General features: G+C 35.0%; 18 protein-coding genes. 9 read left to right on the forward strand and 9 right to left on the reverse strand.

The window, feature by feature from the left end; genetic code table 11:
- The first annotated feature begins 44 nt into the window (after positions 1 to 44).
- A complete protein-coding gene (gene ahpF / locus L3049_RS17595; protein ID WP_275111136.1) occupies positions 45 to 1,628 on the forward strand; it encodes an alkyl hydroperoxide reductase subunit F in 1,584 nt (527 codons plus the stop codon).
- Positions 1,629 to 1,689: 61 nt separating this feature from the next.
- Here ahpF and L3049_RS17600 read toward each other — a convergent pair whose 3' ends face one another.
- The 4 genes from L3049_RS17600 to L3049_RS17615 form a co-directional block, all read right to left on the reverse strand.
- A complete protein-coding gene (locus tag L3049_RS17600; RefSeq protein WP_275111137.1) occupies positions 1,690 to 2,706 on the reverse strand; it encodes a branched-chain amino acid aminotransferase in 1,017 nt (338 codons plus the stop codon).
- 112 nt (positions 2,707 to 2,818) lie between these two features.
- On the reverse strand, positions 2,819 to 3,619 hold the full coding sequence (locus L3049_RS17605; protein WP_275111138.1) for a DUF2797 domain-containing protein: 801 nt from the start codon (positions 3,617 to 3,619) through the stop codon (positions 2,819 to 2,821).
- A gap of 11 nt (positions 3,620 to 3,630) precedes the next feature.
- The gene (locus tag L3049_RS17610) at positions 3,631 to 4,134 is read right to left on the reverse strand and encodes a TlpA family protein disulfide reductase (RefSeq protein WP_275111139.1); all 504 of its coding nucleotides are present in this window, start codon (positions 4,132 to 4,134) and stop codon (positions 3,631 to 3,633) included.
- 70 nt (positions 4,135 to 4,204) lie between these two features.
- Positions 4,205 to 5,461: a peptidase U32 family protein gene (locus L3049_RS17615; RefSeq protein ID WP_275111140.1), complete on the reverse strand. Its 1,257-nt coding sequence runs from the start codon at positions 5,459 to 5,461 to the stop codon at positions 4,205 to 4,207.
- Between the two features lie 562 nt (positions 5,462 to 6,023).
- Between L3049_RS17615 and L3049_RS17620 the strand changes: the two genes are divergently transcribed.
- The gene (locus L3049_RS17620) at positions 6,024 to 7,223 is read left to right on the forward strand and encodes a KamA family radical SAM protein (RefSeq protein WP_275111141.1); all 1,200 of its coding nucleotides are present in this window, start codon (positions 6,024 to 6,026) and stop codon (positions 7,221 to 7,223) included.
- A gap of 268 nt (positions 7,224 to 7,491) precedes the next feature.
- Here the strand turns inward: L3049_RS17620 and L3049_RS17625 are convergent, their stop codons facing one another.
- From L3049_RS17625 to L3049_RS17645, 5 genes are all read right to left on the reverse strand, one after another.
- Complete coding sequence (locus L3049_RS17625) at positions 7,492 to 7,992, reverse strand: redoxin family protein (protein ID WP_275111142.1); 501 nt, start codon at positions 7,990 to 7,992, stop codon at positions 7,492 to 7,494.
- A 100-nt stretch (positions 7,993 to 8,092) separates the two neighbouring features.
- Positions 8,093 to 8,878, reverse strand: a complete 786-nt coding sequence (locus tag L3049_RS17630; protein WP_275111143.1) for an alpha/beta hydrolase — start codon at positions 8,876 to 8,878, stop codon at positions 8,093 to 8,095.
- 292 nt (positions 8,879 to 9,170) lie between these two features.
- Positions 9,171 to 10,730 carry a M81 family metallopeptidase gene (locus L3049_RS17635; protein WP_275111144.1) on the reverse strand — a complete coding sequence of 520 codons (1,560 nt, stop codon included), beginning with the start codon at positions 10,728 to 10,730 and terminating at the stop codon, positions 9,171 to 9,173.
- A gap of 112 nt (positions 10,731 to 10,842) precedes the next feature.
- On the reverse strand, positions 10,843 to 11,076 hold the full coding sequence (locus tag L3049_RS17640; RefSeq protein ID WP_275111145.1) for a zinc-ribbon domain-containing protein: 234 nt from the start codon (positions 11,074 to 11,076) through the stop codon (positions 10,843 to 10,845).
- Positions 11,077 to 11,262: 186 nt separating this feature from the next.
- On the reverse strand, positions 11,263 to 12,600 hold the full coding sequence (locus L3049_RS17645; RefSeq protein WP_275111146.1) for a YihY/virulence factor BrkB family protein: 1,338 nt from the start codon (positions 12,598 to 12,600) through the stop codon (positions 11,263 to 11,265).
- Between the two features lie 128 nt (positions 12,601 to 12,728).
- Here L3049_RS17645 and L3049_RS17650 point away from each other — a divergent pair, with 128 nt between their 5' ends.
- The 7 genes from L3049_RS17650 (at position 12,729) to L3049_RS17680 (ending at position 20,996) form a co-directional block, all read left to right on the forward strand.
- Entirely contained in the window at positions 12,729 to 13,412 is a 684-nt protein-coding gene (locus L3049_RS17650) for a response regulator transcription factor (protein ID WP_275111147.1), read from the forward strand.
- Positions 13,413 to 13,415: 3 nt separating this feature from the next.
- Entirely contained in the window at positions 13,416 to 14,672 is a 1,257-nt protein-coding gene (locus L3049_RS17655; protein ID WP_275111148.1) for a sensor histidine kinase, read from the forward strand.
- A gap of 72 nt (positions 14,673 to 14,744) precedes the next feature.
- The gene (locus L3049_RS17660) at positions 14,745 to 15,473 is read left to right on the forward strand and encodes a glycosyltransferase (RefSeq protein ID WP_275111149.1); all 729 of its coding nucleotides are present in this window, start codon (positions 14,745 to 14,747) and stop codon (positions 15,471 to 15,473) included.
- Positions 15,473 to 16,114 (forward strand): lipid-A-disaccharide synthase N-terminal domain-containing protein, encoded by a 642-nt coding sequence (locus tag L3049_RS17665; protein WP_275111150.1) that lies wholly within the window; start codon positions 15,473 to 15,475, stop codon positions 16,112 to 16,114. Before L3049_RS17660 ends, L3049_RS17665 begins: the two co-directional genes overlap by 1 nt.
- A 5-nt stretch (positions 16,115 to 16,119) precedes the next feature.
- The gene (locus L3049_RS17670; protein ID WP_275111151.1) at positions 16,120 to 17,832 is read left to right on the forward strand and encodes an ArnT family glycosyltransferase; all 1,713 of its coding nucleotides are present in this window, start codon (positions 16,120 to 16,122) and stop codon (positions 17,830 to 17,832) included.
- A 29-nt stretch (positions 17,833 to 17,861) separates the two neighbouring features.
- Entirely contained in the window at positions 17,862 to 18,869 is a 1,008-nt protein-coding gene (locus L3049_RS17675) for a GDP-mannose 4,6-dehydratase (RefSeq protein WP_275111152.1), read from the forward strand.
- Between the two features lie 216 nt (positions 18,870 to 19,085).
- Positions 19,086 to 20,996 (forward strand): LTA synthase family protein, encoded by a 1,911-nt coding sequence (locus L3049_RS17680; protein ID WP_275111153.1) that lies wholly within the window; start codon positions 19,086 to 19,088, stop codon positions 20,994 to 20,996.
- Positions 20,997 to 21,021: the final 25 nt, after the last annotated feature.

Below are 21,021 nucleotides of genomic sequence, written 5' to 3' on the forward strand. Positions count from 1 at the left end.
AATTTATTTTAGGGACAGTTTTGTTTCAAAATCAAAAAAAAACAATGCTCGAACAAACTATAAAAAATCAGGTTATTGATTTATTTGCATCGCTTAAAAATCAATATACATTTCAAATAAAGGTAGCTTCTACTCATTCTAACAAAGAAGAATTAGTTTCACTTTTAAGGGATGTTGCATCTTGTGCAGATAAAGTAAATGTGGAAGTACAGGAAGAATCGGGATTATCATTTACCATCCTAAAGAACAACAAAAATACCAATGTAACCTTCAAGGCTGTTCCAAACGGACATGAATTTACCACTTTGCTATTAGCTATTTTAAATCTAGATGGAATTGGGAAAAACTTACCTGATGCAATTCTTACCCAAAGAATTCAAAGCATCTCACAAAAGGTAGAATTAAAGAGTTTTATCTCACTTTCTTGTACCAATTGTCCTGATGTTGTTCAAGCATTGAATATCATGGCTTTCTATAATGAGAATATATCTCATGAAATAATAGATGGTGCGATTAATATTGAAGAAGTTGAAAAATTAAATATACAGGCAGTTCCAAGTGTTTATGCAAATGGAAAACAATTGCATGTTGGTCGTTCATCATTAGGTGAATTATTGGGGAAAATTGAAGATCAGTTTGGAAGTGATTACCAGCCACAAGCCCAAGAAGACAAAGAATATGATGTAATTGTTGCTGGTGGAGGACCTGCCGGTGTTTCTGCAGCTGTTTATTCTGCTCGTAAAGGTTTTTCAGTTGCCATTGTTGCTGAAAAAATTGGTGGCCAAGTTACTGAAACAGTTTCTATCGAAAATATGATTTCGATTCCAAAAACGACTGGATCTGAGTTATCCGGTAACTTAATGAAACACCTTAACGATTATCCAATTGATATTTTAGACAATCGTAAGGTAGAAAATTTAGAGGTAGTTGATGGAATAAAAACACTTACAACATCTTTAAACGAAACGCTACAAACACCTGCTCTTATTATTGCTACCGGAGCTAGTTGGAGAAAATTAAATATCCCTGGCGAAAGTGACTACATTGGTGCTGGTGTTGCCTTTTGCACTCATTGCGATGGTCCTTTTTACAAAGGGAAAAAAGTGGTTGTAATTGGTGGCGGAAACTCTGGACTAGAAGCTGCAATTGATTTATCTGCAATTGCCACTGAAGTAAAGGTGCTTGAATTTATGGATGAATTAAAAGGCGATCAGGTACTTCAAGATAAAATTAAAGAATTATCGAATGTAAGTATTACTACCAGTGCTCAAACTTTAAGCATTGAGGGTGATGGAAGCAAAGTAAATTCAATTAGATATAAAAACCGTGTAACGAATAAGGAAGAGGTTTTAACAACCGACGGTGTCTTTATTCAAATTGGTTTAACCGCAAACAGCCAAGTATTTTCAGATACAGTTCAGACCAATCGAATTGGTGAGATTGAAATTGATTCAAATTGTAGAACTAATCAGGCAGGAATATATGCTGCTGGTGATGTATCAATTGTACCTTACAAGCAAATAGTAATTGCAATGGGAGAAGGATCAAAAGCCGCCCTTTCGGCATTTGATGATAAAATAAAAGGCTTGCTTTTGGCAAACCAGTTAGAAGAAGTTGCCTATAGTTAAGGCAAAATATTCTATGGATAATCAGCAATTTAGATTATCCATAGAATTATATTTTTATTGATTAAAATTCGATAATTGTATTCCAGTTATGCTTATCTTCAACCGTTCCGTATTGAATTCCACGAAGTGTTTCATATAATTTGAAACTTGTTTTACCAGCTTCATCACCAAAGAAATAATCAATATTATTATCTGCATCAACAATCTTACGAATTGGAGAAATTACAGCAGCAGTACCACAAGCACCAGCCTCAGTAAAGTCTGCTAATTCAGTAACCTCAATTGGACGGCGTTCAACAGTCATACCCATATCTTCAGCAATCTGACACAAACTCTTGTTTGTAATAGATGGAAGAATTGAATTAGACTTAGGAGTTACATATGAATTGTTTTTAATTCCGAAGAAGTTAGCTGGTCCACACTCGTCGATATATTTCTTCTCTTTAGCATCTAAGAACAATACTGCAGAAAAACCTTCATCGTGTGCACGAGAACCTCCTCTTAAGGAAGCAGCATAGTTCCCACCTACTTTGATTGTACCTGTTCCCTGAGGAGCTGCACGATCGTATTCGCGGTAAACAACATAGTCAGTTGGCTTGAAACCTTCTTTGAAATATGGTCCTACTGGCATTACGAATACAGCAAATGTATATTCAGCAGCCGGACTTACACCAACTTGAGCTCCATTACCAAAAAGAACTGGACGAATATAAAGAGAAGCACCTGACTCGTATGGTGGAATCCATCTTTCATTCAATTTGATTGCTTTGACTACAGCTTCTTCAAACAATTCAAGAGGCATTTCAGCCATCATGATACCATTTGATGAATTCTGAAGACGTTTTCCATTCTCATCGATACGAAATACTCTTACTTTTCCATCAGGACCCTTAAATGCTTTTAAGCCTTCAAATGCTTGCTGGCCATAGTGTAAACCTGTGGCAGCGATATGAACATTTACCTGATCAGATGAAGATACTTCTAATTCTCCCCATTTTCCATCACGGTAGTTACAACGAACATTGTAATCAGTTTTGGTATAACCGAAACCAAATTTAGACCAGTCAATATTTTCCATTTTCAATTCTGAATTTAGCGATTAGTGTTATTGTTTTATGCAAGTATTTAATGCACAATACAAATGTATCAAGAAAATTTATCTTTTTGCCTACAATTTATCTGATTTTTAATCAATCTACTTTCAATTCAACAAGATATCCGTTGTGTTTTCGAATATTCATAACTTTTCCCCCGTCGAAAATTAAGTATTGTCCCTTGATTCCTTTCAAAACTCCAGTAAATTCATTCTCTTTTTCAAAGCTAAAACTCACCACTTTTTCTGGTATGATCTCCATTGGGTAAACAATGTCAGTAATCTCATCATCAAGAGAAATATATTGCTGTAGTTCAGGATGAAGTAATTCTTTTGCTTTTAATTTCTCCTCAACTAAGTCGATGTCATTCGAATCTTCCAACTTTAGCATAGCTCTCCAGTTGGTTTTATCCGCAAAATGCGCTTTCAAAGCCACCTCGATAACACCAGCAATATGTCGATTGGGCGTTTTGGCAAGCTTTATAGCTCCTACCGCCCCTTGATCTATCCATCGGGTTGGAATTTGCGATTCACGCGTTACACCAACCTTTAAATTCCCTGAATAGGCAAAATATACATAGTGTGGTTTCAAAGAATTCTCTTTTGCCCATTCCATATCTCTCGCAATTCCAAGGTAAGAAAGATCTAACTCCGGACGTAAAATACTAGGATCTGTTTGCGGCAAGGTCGTAAAACAAGAATAGCAATAACCTTGAGAAAAGGATGTTTTTGTTTTTTTTCCACAATGAATACAATTAATCTGACCCAAATAGGTAAGCGTTATTTCTTTCCCAATTAAAGCATTCATATCCAATTTTTCATCACCAATTGGCAATTTATACTTAACCTGATCGTCTAGATCAGTATGCATTTTTCTTATATTTCCTTGTTTTTGCATTCAAGCTTTATTTACAAATTCGACTCAATAACTTTTATCATCTGCTCTAGCTCTTTTTGATCGAAACCAACGCCTTGCCAGATAATTTTTCCTGATTTATCAACAATAAAGTTACGAGGAATGTATTGACTTGCAAATTTAGAATACACCTCACGTTTAGGATCTGGAGCAATAGGGAAAGTAAAACCTTTCTTCTTATTCCATTTCAGCAATTCTTCTTTTGTATGTTCTCTACCAATTGAAACCATTGCAAATTTCTCACCTTTAAACTTAGTCCACAATTTTGCTTCAACTTCTGGCAATTCTTTCATACATGGTCCACACCAGGTAGCGAAGAAATTAATTAATACCACTTTTCCCTTTAGCTTTTCAATGGCAACTTCTTCTCCATCAAGAGTTTTGATTGTAAAAGCGGGTACCTGATCACCTTCTTTCAAAAGCGATCCTTGGTGATTTTCGGCAATTAAATTTGTTGTAGCAATTAAGGCAATTAGTGCAAATAGTAGTTTTTTCATATTAATCTCTTTAGAGACGCACGGCCGTGCGTCTGTACATTTTCAATTTATCAGCGTCTTTATAATTCGCTTATTGTATTAGATCATTAGTGACTTCAACAATCTTATATAATTTATCTGATCGGCGAATAACTGTATCCAATGCTATTGAGAAGCTATCACCTTTCACTGCTTTTTCAACTGGCTTTAAATCAACCCTCATTTCTTCAATGGTCGTTTCTACAACACCAGTGGTCGGACCTGTAATCAGAATTTTATCCCCTATATTTAACTCTTGTGACTCCAATAGGAATTCAGCCACCTTAATCTTATTAAAATAGTTGGTTCCTTTTCCAATCAACATTTTACGCTTAGTCGCACGATTTCCGTATTCCGAGCTCCACTCACCAAGCTTTTGTCCCATATAATAACCATCCCAGAAACCACGATTAAACACAGTAGATAATTGCTCCTTCCAAACGGCTATTTTCTCTTCTCCATAGCTACCATCCAAATAGGCATCAACTGCTTCGTTATAACAAGCAAGAACAGTTTTTACATATTCAGGAGAGCGAGCTCTGCCTTCAAATTTAAGTACACGAACCCCGGCATCAATTAATTTATTTACAAAACCAATTGTACACAAGTCTTTAGGCGACATGATATATTGGTTATCAATCTCCAACTCATTACCCGACTCCTTTTCGGTAACCGTATAAGCTTTTCGGCAGGTTTGCATACAAGCTCCACGATTCGCAGAAGATGATTTCTCATGCAAACTCAAATAACATTTACCTGAAACAGCCATGCACAAAGCCCCATGAGCAAACATCTCAATCTGAACCAGTTCTCCTTTAGGCCCTTTGATATCTTGCTTGACAATTTGATGGTAAATATTTGCCACCTGATCCAAATTCAATTCTCGAGCTAACACAACAACATCGGCAAATTGAGAATAAAACTTAACCGCTTCGATATTGGTGATGTTACATTGGGTTGAAATATGTACCTCTACATCGATAGATCGCGCATAAAGAATAGCGGATACATCGGCTGCAATAATAGCTGTCACGCCACCTTCTTTTGCTGCATCTACAATTTTATGCATCACCTTTATGTCATGATCGAACAATACTGTGTTCACAGTAAGGTAAGATTTGATATTATTTTCCTTACAAATGGAAGCTATTTTATGCAAATCTTCAATGGTAAAATTGTTTGACGATCGGGCACGCATGTTCAATTGCTCAATGCCAAAATAAATGGAATTAGCTCCTCCTTGAATAGCAGCCATTAAGGATTCGTATGATCCAACGGGTGCCATTAATTCAATTTCACTTCTATTCATCTAATAAATCTCCTTAATCTGGAAAAAATAAAAATTACAATATTTAAGCCTTTGTACAGCTGTTAAATACAGATATGCCAACAAATGCACAGACTTTCTGATTTTCAGCAAAAGTACTCTTTCTGCGCCAGTCTTGCAATACAAATAAAGCTTCCAAAACAGTTAATTCTCTGGCTTTATATTGCTTAATCGAAAATCTGCCTCTTGTTTAAGAAATTTAATTAATTTACTTTTGCGCCACAGCTATTTGATACACTGGGATAATAGCCTTCCTTTTACGACTGATGGTGAACAGTTTATATGGAAAATATCCCATTTCTTCCTAACTTGTATTAGGAATCTCTTTTGTAGCCTCTAATTTTTGCGAGTTTTTATATTATTTCGCTGCTACCCTATCCTAATAGCTTTTTTAGATGAACGATTAAGGCATAAGCAATCGTTTTCACAACGCGTTTGCATGTTAAAACATAAAATGGATATTGGCCTATGAAGTATAGAGCTTACACGCTGAAGACCTTTAAAAAGATCCCTCAGATTTCGAGGTTAAGCGAAGAACAGATTTTTGATATTGAAGTGGTTGGAGAGGTTCTTCCCTTTTAAGGTAAACAACTATGTGATTGATGAGTTGATAGATTGGGATAACTTTAGCAAAGATCCTATTTTTCGTCTGACCTTTCCCCAGAAAGGTATGCTTTCGAAGAATCATTACGATCGTATGGCCAAATTAATCAAAGAGGAAGCTCCAAAACACGAAATTGTAAAAGCAGCCAATCAGATCCGTATGGATTTGAACCCAAATCCTGCAGGGCAAGCACATAATGTTCCTGAGTTGAATGGTGAAAAGCTAGTTGGAGCTCAACACAAATACAAGGAAACCATGTTGTTTTTCCCTACTCAAGGACAAACTTGTCATGCCTACTGTACGTTCTGTTTCCGTTGGCCACAGTTTACCGGTATCGACGAATTAAAATTTGCAATGAAGCAAGTTGATTTGGTTATCGAATACCTAAGAGCCAATCCACAAATTACAGATTTGTTGATTACAGGAGGTGACCCAATGGTAATGAAAACTAAGGTGTTCAAAGCCTATATTGATGCGATACTTGAAGCTGATATACCAAACTTAAAGACAATACGTATTGGTTCAAAAACACTGGCGTACTGGCCATACCGTTATACGCATGATAACGATGCTCAGCAATTATTAGATGTATTCAAAAAGATCGCTGATAATGGTTTAAACTTGTCAATTATGGCACATTTTAACCACATCAACGAAATGGGCACAGAAGCAGTTGCTGAAGCAGTTAAAAATATTCGTGAAACTGGTGCTGCTATCCGTACTCAATCTCCACTTTTGAAGCATCTTAACGATGATGCAGATATGTGGGCAAACATGTGGCGTAAACAAGTTGATATGGGTATGATTCCTTACTATATGTTTATGGCTCGTGAAACAGGTGCTCAGGAATACTTTGGATTAACTTTAGAAGAAGCCTGGAACATTTTCCGCGATGCTTATTCTCAAGTGAGTGGTATTTGCCGTACGGTTCGTGGACCAGTTATGTCGGCTAATCCTGGTAAAGTACAGGTATTAGGTATTACTGAAATAAATGGTGAAAAAGTATTTATTCTGAATTTTATTCAGGCAAGAAATACCGATTGGGTTGGAAAACCTTTCTTTGCTAAATACGATCCAAAAGCACTTTGGTTGGATGATTTAAAACCAGCTTTTGCGGATAAGTTTATGTATGAAGAGTAACAAAGCTTAAACTTTTATAGATATTTTATAAAAAGACCTGTCAGAATTCTGATGGGTCTTTTTAGTATTTGACTTGTCCTCAAGCCGGACAGACTTTTACTTTTCTCCTTAAATGAGAAAAGTACACAAAAGAATCAAGTCAGCCTGATCCTTGTCTGCCCTTCATTGTTCCTTATTATCACGCCTTGCGGTAGGCTGACAAATCACGCTCAAATTGCATTACAAATTCGTAACTAACTTTTCTTTGTGCTCTTTGTGATTATACCTTTCACTTTAAATTACTAATTAACTCCTCGCAAGAATGTGGTAGCTTTTTATTCAGAATTTTTCCATTCCGATCTACCAGAAAAAACACGGGAATTCCACCTGTATAAATTTTCTCACCCTTAAAATTGGCTGATAAAAATTGCCTAATGCCTAGAGTTTGAAATTTGCCTTTGTCTGGACCAATAAAATTTAGGAAGTAAGAACTCTCGGAAAATCCAGACATACTGACTAAAGAGTCAACCTCAGTTTTGTTTTTGCTAGCAGCAATTAAAATTATTTGAACTTCAGAAGTATCAATATTGGTCTTAAGATCGGGCAATGTTTCGGCCAGGGTTTCCCTGCAACCACTGCACCAAGTTGTCCAGATATAGACGAGAGTTTTGTCTTTTTTAGAGATTAACTGACTCATTTTATTAACGTCCATTAATCGACTATCCTCATTAGAAGAAGAACACGAAAAAGCAAAAAGAAATACAAAAGCAAGTAATAATTTCTTTATCATGACTTTAAAAAATTAATTAACCTGAAGTTACGATAAAAATTAAATCCATAAAAAAGGGAACAGCATAGCCGTTCCCTATTTCTTATCAGTATATATTGATCTATTCTTTCATGCTATTCAAAAATGAGCTTATAGCAGTCCAGTACTCTTCTCCATCCTGCTGATTTATCCATAAATTACGTGAACCATGATGTCCATAACCTTCTGGAACAAAGTGTATCTGCTTTTCTTTTAATTTGTGTTTCTCTAATAATGCTTCAACATATTTTGCTTCATTTTTAGAACTGGTTATGAACATCGGCTTATCAAATGCCTCTAACTTCTCAATTAAAGAGCCTTTAACATCAGCTAAATAATTTCCAGGACTAAAGGAGATAACTGCCCTTATATCGTCTCTTTCTGTTGCTAAATACAATGCCAAGGTCGATGAATAAGACGATCCCCATAAGATCACTTTTTCAGCAAAATTTGCTTTGATATAATTAATAGCTGCTACAATGTCAACTTCTGCATCTACATAATCAATTCCTTTATTTGCTTGAACTGCTCGCAAATAAGTTTCATTTTGAGTATTCCCGATTGGTCCGCCTGAGCGTTGGTCTATTGCCATGCAATTGAAACCCATTTTATTTAATCGCTCTGCTATACCGGCATATTCGAACTTGTTAAAGCGTGCTTGATGACAAAGTAAGATAAAAGGCGATGTTTCATCGATCTGATACAAATGTGCAGTAATAATAAGTGAATCGATGGAAGGAAATTCCAAAACTTTAGGATAATCTGCCTTTTGCTCTGTCTCTAAGCTTGCTTCAGTTTTTTGTGCTTTTTGCTGACACGATACTAGAAAAAAACCTAGTGTTAATACAATTAAAGTGAGTTTCTTCATTATTTAATATTTTATGTGTGATAGTATGATGAGTAAAAGTAAGAATACCCTATGGGAAAATGAACTTTATTTTTCACTCTAGTCTTTATGCCAGACTGGTTCTTACTTTTTTATTGAGAAAATAGTAAAAGAGCGAACACCCCCCTCTGTCCTTCGGACATCTCCCCTAAAAAAGAGAGAATCTTGAAAAATTATTTGCAATCACCCCACACAAGCTCTCCTTTATAGGAGTCGAAGAAACAAAAATGGCAGCTCAAAACTGAACTGCCATTATTCTTTTGAATTTTATCTTTTACTTTAATTGATCTGCTAAAGGAATCATTCTTGCCGATAAATCGGGATCTTCCATGTCTGGATCTAAAGGAAACATTGGTCTTTGAATTCTTTTGTAACCAATTCGTTCCAAATCTTGATCTACTCCTCCAGGTGTTTGCGCCATTAGCCAATCTCCTCTCATGTTGTACAATTCAGGAACTAAATAACCAATTTTCACCATCACAATATCCGTCTTACGCGGATTTAAGCCCAAATTGGTAAAATCAGCTTCATGATGGTAGGGCTTACGTATTTTTGTCACAATAACATGCACACTACCCACTTTCACTACAACTTCCGTTTCGGCATACTTGTCACCATGTCTAATTTTTTCTATTGTTCCTTTCAATTTTACCGGACCAGCATACCGCGCATCTACATTAGCGCCAGCAAAGGCTTCAATTTTCGCTCCCTCCCCTAATTTAATTGCTTTTGCAACAAATTTTGGCCCTGGAATGGATGCATAAATCAAACTTGTTCCGTCTTCTTTCTGAAATTCTTTTTGCTTCAATACTTCCTGAAGAGTCCAAGTTACATCTCCTGCACCACCTGCAGTAGGATTATCACCCATATCACTAATAATAAAAGGCTGCTTTTTACTCTCAATTGCTTTGTTCAAACTCTCTTCTAGACTAGCAACAGGTGCAACAAACTCAAATTGTTCTCGAACATCCCAAAAGCTTTTAGCCAGTTCTTCGGCTGCTTTGGAAACTTGTTCTTTATCGTCGCCATAAGCCATAACTGCAGCTCTGTTTCTTGGCGCATCGGCCCAAGCGTATCCAACCCAAATAGCAGCATCAATCACTCCTTCATGTTTGGTAAGTGGATCAACTTTCGCATATAAACTCTTCCCTGGTTCTATTCTAGTACTTGTTTTCTCTCCTGGCAAAAGAATTGGAACTGGAATCCAGGCTTTGTATTTTGGTTTCCCTTTTCCACTCTCTAATCGATCCAGTAAATTACTTACCGCTCTTCTTCGAGATTCCGTTGCATCTTCGTGAGGAGCCATCCTAAAACAGGTAATTAAATCAGTATGTTGAGCCAATTCTTTGGTTACATTACCGTGTAAATCCATGCTCGTAGAAATCAAAGGTTCCGTTCCAACAACTTCTCTAACTCTCCTTAAAAAATCTCCTTCAGGATCATCCATTCCTACTACGCTACTCGCTCCGTGGATATCCAAAAACAAAGCATCAAAGGGAGCATTTTTCTTCAATTTTTCAAGAATCTCTCCAACCAAGCTTTCGTATGTTTCTTTAGTGACCATACCTCCAGGAATTGCTCTTGCTCGCAGCGTTGGAATCCAATCGGCTTGATTTCTCAAACTTGAATCAATACCAAAAAATGGATAATAATTGAAGATTTCTTCTCCACGTAATTGCTTAAAGGAGTTCATGTCGCTTCTGGCAGGAGAAAAAGTGCTTGATTCTATCCAAAATCCAGCAATGGCGATTTTAGGAAGCTTATTTTTTTCTTGTTCACAAGAGGTCAACATCATTGTGAAAACAATAAAAATAGCAATAACAGATCTGTTCATTAATTTGAATTTTAGGTAATCAGATTTGGCTTTTGGGATACCTGTACTCATGCATCGAATTGCATGAATTCAAACTTCATATAAAAATAGCTAATAATTTTCAATTGAAAACTTACTTCATCCTTTCGTACTCTTCTTTTTCGAGCTTTCGACCATTTTTACAAATAGGACAGTAATAAATGTATCGAGTTTTTATGGGTATAATGGATATGAAAAAAAGGCTAGCATAGGTGGCATTCTTTTCCAATATCCAATTGGTGATATTGTTGCAATTGCCGCAATGCTCTTGCGCGTATTGTTGTTGTCTTTCAACAACTTTATCGTTTGCTCCAAAAATAAATATCATGGCGTATCAAGTATTAAGTACCAAGTAAAAGTATCAAGGTAGAATTACCTATTACTTCTTTAGATTTTAACTATTAGTTTTAATTCCTACAATACACCCCTCTCCCTGTCGGAATCTCCCCTAAAAGGGAGAAATTGTTTCGAAGTGCTGTTCTTCTCTTCTTATAAGAGAGAAATAGAATTAGGATTAAATATCCTTCAATAAAGTCTCTTTCTGATCCAATGAAACCGATTTTCTATACTCTTCCATTAACTTTTTAAGTTCGAAATAAGTATCTGTTTCTAACACAGGAATTTTATCAGATCCAGCTTTTTCCAGCACATCTGTAACTTTATTGATGGTCATTTTGTTGATATCAAAAGCAGGTTGATAGGCCATTTGCTTATCGGTATCGGTTACCAGTTCAGAAATAAGACCTGAATTATTCAAATTAAAGAGTATTTCTCGAACCAAACGTATTGGCATTTCCAACCTGTGCGATATTTCTTGTGAGTGCAGCGGTTCTTCATTCTTCTCAAAATTTTGAATGATTACCTGCAAGATGTATAAGCTCAATAAACGCTTGTAATCGTATGAAATTTGAGTTGACTCAGCTTCGAACTCATAACTTTCAACATTTTGTTCGGCAAATGAAATTTCAGCCCCAAATAAAACGACTAACCAACTTAATTGCAACCACATTAAAAATAACGGGAGAGCAGCAAAACTACCGTAAACAGCATTGTAAGAGGTCACATGTCCCTGAAATTCAATATAAGCAACTTGTAGAAGTTGATAAATTGTACCAGCTACAATACCCGCTAACATAGCAGATTTGAATTTCACGCGAGTATTGGGCATGAAGGTGTACAACAAGGTAAACAAGACCCAAACCAAGAAGAACGGAGCCAAATTGATTAAAAAAGTAAGTGATGGACCAACAGCTTCTAGCAAGGTATTTCCTTTCGTAAATTCTTTGATCATTGTTTTTAAAACAACTGTTCCTGCACTCGAACCAATCAATAAAATTGGTGCAAATATCATGATAGCCGTATAATCGCTAAATTTTCTTCCCCATGTTCTGGATTTTTTAATTCTCCATACATCGTTAAATGCTTCTTCTATATTGCTAAGGACTTTAATGACAGACCAAAATAAAATTGCAAAACCTAAACCTGCAATTAGTGTCCCTTTGGTATTTTCGAGCATTTTATTTGCAAACTCAATCAGCCAGGTCAGCACCTCTTCTTGCCCGGCAAGGCTTTTGGTCAATTCTTTTTCCAAAAGTTTTTCCATTCCAAAGCCTTTGGCAATTCCAAAGAACATGGCCAAAACGGGCACAACTGAAAGCAGAGAATAAAAGGTGAGGGCAGAAGCTCTCAACTGGCATTTATCTTCGTAAAACCCTTTAATCGCTAATAAGTAGATTCGCAACTGTCGGATCAAAAAATACCGATGTCCTGACAATTCTTTCAAGCGCATGTTCCATACTCCTCTGCTTAAGAAGTTCATTGTCAAGTCAAAATAATCGCGAATTTTACTCATCCGTAAAGGTTTTTATGATTGGTTTACTGGTTCGAATTTACAGAATTTTGGAAAAAAACACTTCATTCATAAAATATTCTTTGCTTTTCGTATGTTTGTTAGGTGCAATCTGAAATGGAGAATGAGATATGAAGAAAGAGATCTTAATAATTGAAGATGATTTAATTTTACAAAAGACCATTGTTGATTTTCTTGAAAATTCAGGCTTTAATTGTACCAAAGCAAATACAATTACTAAGGCCAAAGAAATTTTCGATAAAAAATTCTACCCAATTATTCTTCTTGATTTGGGTCTACCTGATGGCGATGGATTGGATTGTATCACATTTATCAAATCCATTTGGGAAGACACAGGCGTTATTATTATTTCGGCTAGAGAAAAACTAGAAGATAGAGTTGATGGTTTAAATTTAGGAGCTGATGATTATTTGGTAAAACCTTTTCATCTGTCTGAATTAAATGCCAGAATAAACGCACTTTTACGTCGTAATTTCCATACTGATAAAATCAAAATTAATTTTGAAGATATTGAAATTGACACGCTTGACAGATCTGTACAGATAGCTGGTGAAAAAATCGATTTTAGTAAAAAAGAATATGATCTTTTACTCTATTTTATTGAAAATGAGAACAGAGTATTAACTAAAGAGAGTCTATTTGAACATGTTTGGGGTGAAAATTCGGTGTTTATGGATAATTCAGATTTTATCTACACGCACATCAATCGACTAAGAAAAAAGATAAAAACAAGCACAGGCGAAAACTATATTAAAACAGTTCATGGCTTTGGCTACAAACTAGAAATTCATTAAAAAATGAAATTACTTTCCAAGATTAATAGAACCTATTTTAAATACGGATTATTTGTATTTCTAATAGCTGATGTAGTAATTATTCTGATGAGTAATTACATCTTGAAAGATGAAATGGATCAGCAATTAAAAATGGAAACTGAAGTTATTGCTGAAACAGTTAGAAGAGAAGGTAATTTTCACAGTGTTTATCCTACAGATATTGTCGAAAAAATTTCCTATTCTGAAATTGGAATTGAAACATCCAAAGATACTTTACTCTATGAAGCAAGTGAAGGCGAACTGACACCCTATAGAGAATGCACTGTTTACAAATCAATAAAAGGTAAACATTATAGGATTACTACAAGACAAATGTTAATGGAGTTTGATGATATCTTTTCCTTGTACACCGCCTTAATTTCAACCGTTTTAGGCTTAATTTTCGTATTGGTACTCCTGTTTACTCAAAAAATGAATGCAATACTTTGGGGAACATTTAATAAAAATGTGGAGCTATTAAAGAACTATTCATTCAGTTCTAATGAAAAACTACAATTGAATACAACTGGCATAGATGAATTTGATGATCTGAACCAAGTTGTTACTAGCATGTCTAATCGATTGGAAAAAGATTATCGTGCTTCTAAAGAATTTTCGGCCAATGCGGCTCATGAATTGCAAACACCTCTTGCCATAATCAGAAATAAATGTGAAAATCTGTTTTCTGAGAAAAACTTAAACGATGAAACGATTCAATCCATTCGAGAAATATACCTTTCAACAGATCGATTATCAGGGATTACCAAAGCACTTCTTCTACTAGCAAAAATTGATCACGGTCAATTCAACGATACAGAAGAGATATCCTTACACCAACTCATTCAATTGCGTGTTGAAAACCTAAAGGATATTTTACAAGATCGTAACCTAAGTGTAGATATTAGTGCAGCCGAAGATTGTCTCGTGAAAATGGACATGCGTTTGGCAAGCCTTCTTATACAGAACATTACCACCAATGCTATAAATTACAGCCCAAGTAGCAAAATTATTGAAATAAAAATAGCTCAAAATCAATTCAGTATTTCTAATTACGGTGAAAAGCCAATTCAAAACGCCGAATCGATATTCAATCGTTTTTATAAAGAAAGTGAAAGCAGTAAATCAACAGGAATAGGTCTGGCTCTTGTGAAAAAGATTGCAGATCATTACGGAATGACAATACACTACAATTTTAACAATTGTAAACATCAATTCACTTTTTCACTAAGCCTTTGTTAGGTTTTTGTTAGATCAGTTAGATTCCTTTGTTCCATGATTTTTATTGGAACGGAGTATTTAACTGATCTAAAAATGAACAATTCTAATACCGCATTTGAACTTACCATCGTTGTTCCCGTTTTTAACGAGGAAGACAATTTAGAAAGAGTAAAACAGGAATTTGATTCCTATTTATCCAAATCTCCATATCGATCAAAAGTATTATTCGTTAACGATGGATCATCGGACAATAGCCAGATGTTCATCGAAAGTATTTGTAAAAGCTCCAACAAATACAGCTACCTACAATTAAGCAATAACATGGGTTTGAGTGCAGCCTTAAAAGCTGGAATCGACTATGCAAATACCGAATTTGTTGGTTATATCGATTCCGATTTGCAAACCACTCCTTTCGATTTCGATTTGTTAATGGAATATCGTCACGACTACGCCTTAGTGACAGGTGTTCGACAAAACAGAAAGGACAGTTTTGTAAAAAACATGAGTTCTAAAATTGCCAACGGCTTTCGCAGATACATGACAAAAGATACTGCTGAAGATACTGGTTGTCCGCTTAAAATCATGAAAACTGATTACGCCAAAAAAATCCCATTTTTCACAGGAATGCACCGATTTATCCCTGCGTTAATTATGCTACAGGATGGTAAAATAAAACAAGTTCCCGTTCAACATTTTCCACGAATTGCTGGTGAAGCCAAATATCATTTGTTTAATCGAATGATTGGTCCTTTTAAAGATTGTTTTGCTTATCGATGGATGAAAAAACGTTACATCAATTACGAAATTATCAATCAAGGATGATGGAAAATTATTACATCTATATTATTGGTTTTTTAGCGCAAGCACTATTTTCTGCACGATTAATTGCACAATGGATTAAGTCAGAAAAAGCTGGCGATTCCCTTTCGCCTGCTATCTTTTGGCAATTGAGCATTCTTGCATCTTGGCTGTTGTTTATTTATGGCTTATTACGTAATGATTTTGCCATTATTATTGGGCAAATTATTGCTTATACAATCTATATAAGAAATCTGCAATTGCAAAATCAATGGAGTAAACTTCCTCTTATAACGAGGATAATCGCGCTATCAACCCCTATTATAGCCTTTATTAGTATACTTCGTAATTGGGATGTACATTATCAACAATTCTTTCACAATGAAAATGTTCCTCTTCCTCTTCTAATATGGGGAGTTGCAGGACAAGTTACCTTCACATTCCGATTCATTTACCAATGGATTTACTCCGAACGTAAAGGAGAATCTTGCCTTCCATTAGGATTTTGGATTATAAGCATCGTTGGATCATGTATGATCTTATCCTATGCAATTTATCGTACCGACCCCGTTTTGTTTATTGGGCAAGGATTTGGGGTGCTAGTATATGCCCGAAACATCGTGCTTATCAGAAAAAAAAGACTTCAACTAAACACTGAAAATTAATAAAAATGAACTTGGATTCAATTTTAGATAATAACCGATACAGTCATGCAATAATACTTATAATTGCATGCTACATCTCATTTTTCCTCTTCAATAGCGAGTTTTTTGTGAATATCATGGAAGCAAGAAATTTTGTTACCGCTCGTGAAATGATAGAGAAAGGAAATTGGTTGGTTCCAACAATGAACGGAGAATTACGATTAGCCAAACCTCCTCTACCAACTTGGATTACAGCATTATTTGGCATGTGGTTTGGGATGGAGAAATTAAGCTTACTTCGATTTCCTGCTGGAATAATGGGTTCTCTGATGGTACTTTTCATGTATCGATTTACCATAAGTTTAAATGGAGATAAAAATAAAGCACTAATTAATAGCTTAATACTTACTACCAGCTTCTATGTTCTATACATGAGTCGTACGGGAACTTGGGATATCTATTGTCATAGCTTTATGTTGGGTGCAATATGGCTTTTTCATAAGGCATGGACTAGGGATTCTAAATCCTACATTTTGTTTATTGCAATAGGATTATTGCTTGGTTTATCCTTCTTAAGCAAAGGGCCCGTTGCCTTTTTTGCAATGCTTATTCCCTTTGTAATTGCCTATTCCTGGATTTATGGAGGCAAAATTATTTTGCAAAAATGGCAGCCATTACTTCTTTCCGTAATCATTTTCATTATAGTCAGTTTTTGGTGGCCAATTTATATTGCTATTGCTTATGCTCCTGAAGCAGCAGCTGTAGCAAAATTAGAATCTGGTTCATGGATGAATCGACATGTACGGCCATTTTTCTATTATTGGAACTTTCCAATTCAATCGGGAATTTGGACTATGGCAATTTTCACTAGCCTACTAGTTCCTTATGCTCTAAAGAATTTTAAGGCAATAAAGGAATATAAATTTGCTTTAATATGGACGGTATCATCCGTAATTCTACTGTCGCTAATTCCCGAAAAAAAAGATCGCTACTTATTACCAGTACTGATTCCAAGTGCAATATTAGCAGGACAATTTTTTCATCATCTGTATCTGGTTTTCAAAGAAAATAATTCAAAAAAAATTGATCGAATTCTCTTTGGAATCAACATTTGGTTGATAGCTATTGTTGCCTTCGCTTTACCAATTGTTGTATTTCTAATGTTCCACCAACAAAAATTGATGTCAATTCAAACTTTTGCACTTTTCTCGATTTTTGCAGAACTCATTTTTGTAATTCTAATTGTTTGTTGGATTAATAAGAACATAAGAGGAATGCTGATTGGAATGACCACATTAATGTTGGTTGTTCTTGTATTTATTATACCACACACTGGAGGTGTTTTAAATAAAAACCCAAAATTCAAAAGTATATCTGAAGTAAGCAATAACGCCAAAATAAATAGTCTCAATTACTACAGCATTGGGGAAAAAGCATTTCGAATTGAGTTGGTATATGAAATTGGTAAAGACATTACTGCATGGGATTCAAAAATGAATCCTGCTTTCCCAGAAAATAAACCTTTTGTTGTTATGTCATCTGAGGATCCCAATGATTTATTCTCCGAAGCTCAAAAAAATCAAATGAATCTTACGATTATCGATCATTTTGATAACAACAAACAAAGAGCCGGAAAAAGAAGAAACAAAGAACATTTTAAAAAATATGTCAGCTTAATTACTCCTTTAAACAATAGTGAAGCTAAATCTTCCACTTCTATCATATCATCAAATAAATAACATATTAGAATCAAGCAATACTAGAAACTATGGGTATCGTTAGCAAACAAGTAGAAGCGAAAACAGTTCTTGTAACTGGATGTGCTGGTTTTATTGGTTCTCACCTCAGCGAAACATTATTAAGTTTAGGATATAAGGTTATTGGTGTTGACAATTTTGACCCTTTCTATTCCATTGACTTAAAAATGGAAAATATGGAGGGATTCAAAAGAAATAAGGCTTTTAAATTCTACCAATTAGACCTTTGCCAAAATGGTAGTTTAAATATGATACAAGAAGAGATTTCTCTTATTGCACATTTGGCTGGTAAGGCTGGTGTTCGTCCTTCCATTCAAAATCCGCAAAGCTATATTGATAGCAACATTAGTGCGACTAGAAATATTCTTGATTTTATGCAGAAAAAAGGAATCAAGAAACTTGCATTCGCCTCTTCCTCATCAGTATATGGCAACAACCCTATCGTACCCTTTACCGAAGATCAAAATGTAGACAATGTAATTTCCCCTTATGCCTTTTCAAAAAAATCTTGTGAAATTTTAAATCATAGTTATCACTACCTCTACGATCTGGATATCATTAACATGAGATTTTTTACTGTTTTTGGTCCTCGTCAACGCCCCGATTTGGCTATTAATAAATTTGTAAAACTCATTCATAACAACGAACCGATTCCAATGTTTGGAGACGGTTCAACAGCTCGAGATTATACGTTTGTAGATGATACCGTTGATGGAATTGTAAAAACTTGTGAATACTTGTTTGCAAATCATTCGGTATTTAACACCATTAACCTTGGTAATAGTTATCCTATTCAGCTGAGTACGATGATTGAGGTAATTGCAAAAAATTGTGCTGTTACTCCGATCATTAATCAATTACCAATGCAAGCTGGTGATGTTGAGCAAACATATGCCGATATCTCCAAAGCCAGAGATTTGATTGGCTACAGTCCAAAAGTACCTTTTGAAGAGGGAATAGATATATTTATTAACTGGTTCAAAAATAAAGAGTCAGCAGTAATATCAGCTAAAATTTAGATTTATAATATCGAAGAATACAAACAAAGAGATTTATAGTTCATCAATCCTATATTTATTTTTTAAAAATCCATTTTCTTAAGGTCCATTTATGGACCTTTTTTTATTCTTCAAAATTTTCTACAGGTTACAAGTCAATAAGGGGCGAATTGTTAGATTTTTGTTAGAACTCACCTCTTTCTTTGAGTCATTTATCAAAGTCAACAATTCAATAATATGAAATTCAAAAGCATCCTACAAAGTCGTTATGGAGGTCTTGTAATATTTAGTTTTATTTTCCTCGCACTTTCTTTTTTGGTTAGAACCATTCTACTTCTTACTGACATTCAAAATGTTGATTTAAATCTTGTTCGATTGCTTCAAATTTACTGCTTTGGTTTGTTCTACGATTTAATAACTATTTCCTATTTCATCATTCCATTTGTTCTGTATTTGCTTGTTGTTCCAGATCAAATTTTCAATACAAATATTCACAGATGGATATCTTATGTTTTTTTTATTATTAGCATTGGTATTCTTGTCTTTTCGGGCATTGGCGAATGGTTCTTTTGGGAAGAATTCTCGGTTCGTTATAATTTTATAGCTGTGGATTATTTGGTATATACTCATGAAGTTATTGCCAATATTCGTGAATCCTATCCTATGCCCATTATCATTATTGGCATGCTATTATTATCTGCAGGAATTTTTGTTCTCGTTAAAAAGTATTTCGATAAAACTATTAATTCCAAATCACGATTCACTTCTCGTTTAGCAACAAGCTTAGTCTTATGGCTAATTCCTCTTTTAGCTTTTTACTCTATCGATAAAAGTTCTGCGGAAATACAAGATAATACCTACTCTAACGAATTAGCTCACAATGGTATTTATCAGGTTTTCTCAGCATTTAGGAACAATGAGCTAGACTACAAAGCTTTTTATCAGAGTATAGACGATAAGGAAGCTTTCACAAATCTTCGAAAACTAATTAAAACTTCGAATAGCGAATTTATTAGCGATGACATATTTGATGTGAGAAGAGATATTACTTATGAGGGTGAAGACAAAAATTACAATGTAATGATGATTACTGTAGAAAGTCTAAGTGGTTCATTTTTCACTAAATTTGGAGGGCAATATAACATCACACCTAATCTGGATACTATAGCTCAGCAATCCTTATTCTTCACCAATTTTTATGCAACAGGAACCCGCACAGTACGTGGTATGGAAGCTTTAACCTTATCATTACCACCAACTCCGGGTTACTCCATTGTTAAACGTCCAAACAATGAAAATATGTTTACACTTGGTCATGTTTTAAATTCGAAAGGCTATGAAAGCAATTTCATTTATGCCGGCAATGGTTATTTTGATAATATGAACTACTTTTTCGGCAACAGTGGTTACAATATAGTCGACAAAAAAGCTTTTAGCGATAATGAAATTACATTTGAAAATGCCTGGGGTGTATGCGATGAAGATTTATTTGCGAAAGCCTCTCAGGTAGCAGATAGTGCGTACAAAACCGGGAAACCTTTTCATAACTTTATCATGACAACTTCCAATCACCGCCCTTATACCTACCCTGAGGGAAAAATTGATATTCCTTCACATTCAGGAAGAAAAGGCGCTGTAAAATACACTGATTATGCTATTGCCAAATTTTTACGAGAAGCTAAAAACAAGCCCTGGTTTAAAAACACCATTTTTGTTATTGTTGGCGATCATTGCGCATCAAGCGCAGGAAAAACATCCTTACCCGTTAAAAAATATCATATTCCTTTAATTGTATATGCACCTGCTATTGTTCCTGCTTCAGAGAATAATACTGTAGCCTCACAGATCGATTTTGCTCCTACAATTATGGGCTTACTAAATATGGATTACACTTCTAAATTCTTTGGGAAAGATATACTTTTCGAAGCACCTAATCGTGCCTTACTGGGCACCTATCAGAAGATTGGTTTGCTAAAAGGTGGAAAATTGACTGTTCAAATTCCTACCAAGCAAGTCGAATCTTATCAAGTAATTGATAACAAACAAAAAGTGGATAATGTTGATCAACAGGAATTAGAAGAAGCAATAAGCTACTACCAAACAGCAAGTTATCTATTTCATCACAAAGGATATAATTTTTTGGATTAATTTAATGCATCGATAATCAAAACAC

The organism is Labilibaculum sp. DW002, from assembly GCF_029029525.1.
In the GTDB taxonomy this organism is placed as follows: Bacteria; Bacteroidota; Bacteroidia; order Bacteroidales; family Marinifilaceae; genus Paralabilibaculum; species Paralabilibaculum antarcticum.

Bases quoted from the DNA above. Each gene is read 5' to 3' on its own strand.
- ahpF (WP_275111136.1), top strand. From the start codon at position 45: ATGCTCGAACAAACTATAAAAAATCAGGTTATTGATTTATTTGCATCG.
- L3049_RS17600 (WP_275111137.1), bottom strand. From the start codon at position 2,706: ATGGAAAATATTGACTGGTCTAAATTTGGTTTCGGTTATACCAAAACT.
- L3049_RS17605 (WP_275111138.1), bottom strand. From the start codon at position 3,619: ATGCAAAAACAAGGAAATATAAGAAAAATGCATACTGATCTAGACGAT.
- L3049_RS17610 (WP_275111139.1), bottom strand. From the start codon at position 4,134: ATGAAAAAACTACTATTTGCACTAATTGCCTTAATTGCTACAACAAAT.
- L3049_RS17615 (WP_275111140.1), bottom strand. From the start codon at position 5,461: ATGAATAGAAGTGAAATTGAATTAATGGCACCCGTTGGATCATACGAA.
- L3049_RS17625 (WP_275111142.1), bottom strand. From the start codon at position 7,992: ATGATAAAGAAATTATTACTTGCTTTTGTATTTCTTTTTGCTTTTTCG.
- L3049_RS17630 (WP_275111143.1), bottom strand. From the start codon at position 8,878: ATGAAGAAACTCACTTTAATTGTATTAACACTAGGTTTTTTTCTAGTA.
- L3049_RS17635 (WP_275111144.1), bottom strand. From the start codon at position 10,730: ATGAACAGATCTGTTATTGCTATTTTTATTGTTTTCACAATGATGTTG.
- L3049_RS17640 (WP_275111145.1), bottom strand. From the start codon at position 11,076: ATGATATTTATTTTTGGAGCAAACGATAAAGTTGTTGAAAGACAACAA.
- L3049_RS17645 (WP_275111146.1), bottom strand. From the start codon at position 12,600: ATGAGTAAAATTCGCGATTATTTTGACTTGACAATGAACTTCTTAAGC.
- L3049_RS17650 (WP_275111147.1), top strand. From the start codon at position 12,729: ATGAAGAAAGAGATCTTAATAATTGAAGATGATTTAATTTTACAAAAG.
- L3049_RS17655 (WP_275111148.1), top strand. From the start codon at position 13,416: ATGAAATTACTTTCCAAGATTAATAGAACCTATTTTAAATACGGATTA.
- L3049_RS17660 (WP_275111149.1), top strand. From the start codon at position 14,745: ATGAACAATTCTAATACCGCATTTGAACTTACCATCGTTGTTCCCGTT.
- L3049_RS17665 (WP_275111150.1), top strand. From the start codon at position 15,473: ATGGAAAATTATTACATCTATATTATTGGTTTTTTAGCGCAAGCACTA.
- L3049_RS17670 (WP_275111151.1), top strand. From the start codon at position 16,120: ATGAACTTGGATTCAATTTTAGATAATAACCGATACAGTCATGCAATA.
- L3049_RS17675 (WP_275111152.1), top strand. From the start codon at position 17,862: ATGGGTATCGTTAGCAAACAAGTAGAAGCGAAAACAGTTCTTGTAACT.
- L3049_RS17680 (WP_275111153.1), top strand. From the start codon at position 19,086: ATGAAATTCAAAAGCATCCTACAAAGTCGTTATGGAGGTCTTGTAATA.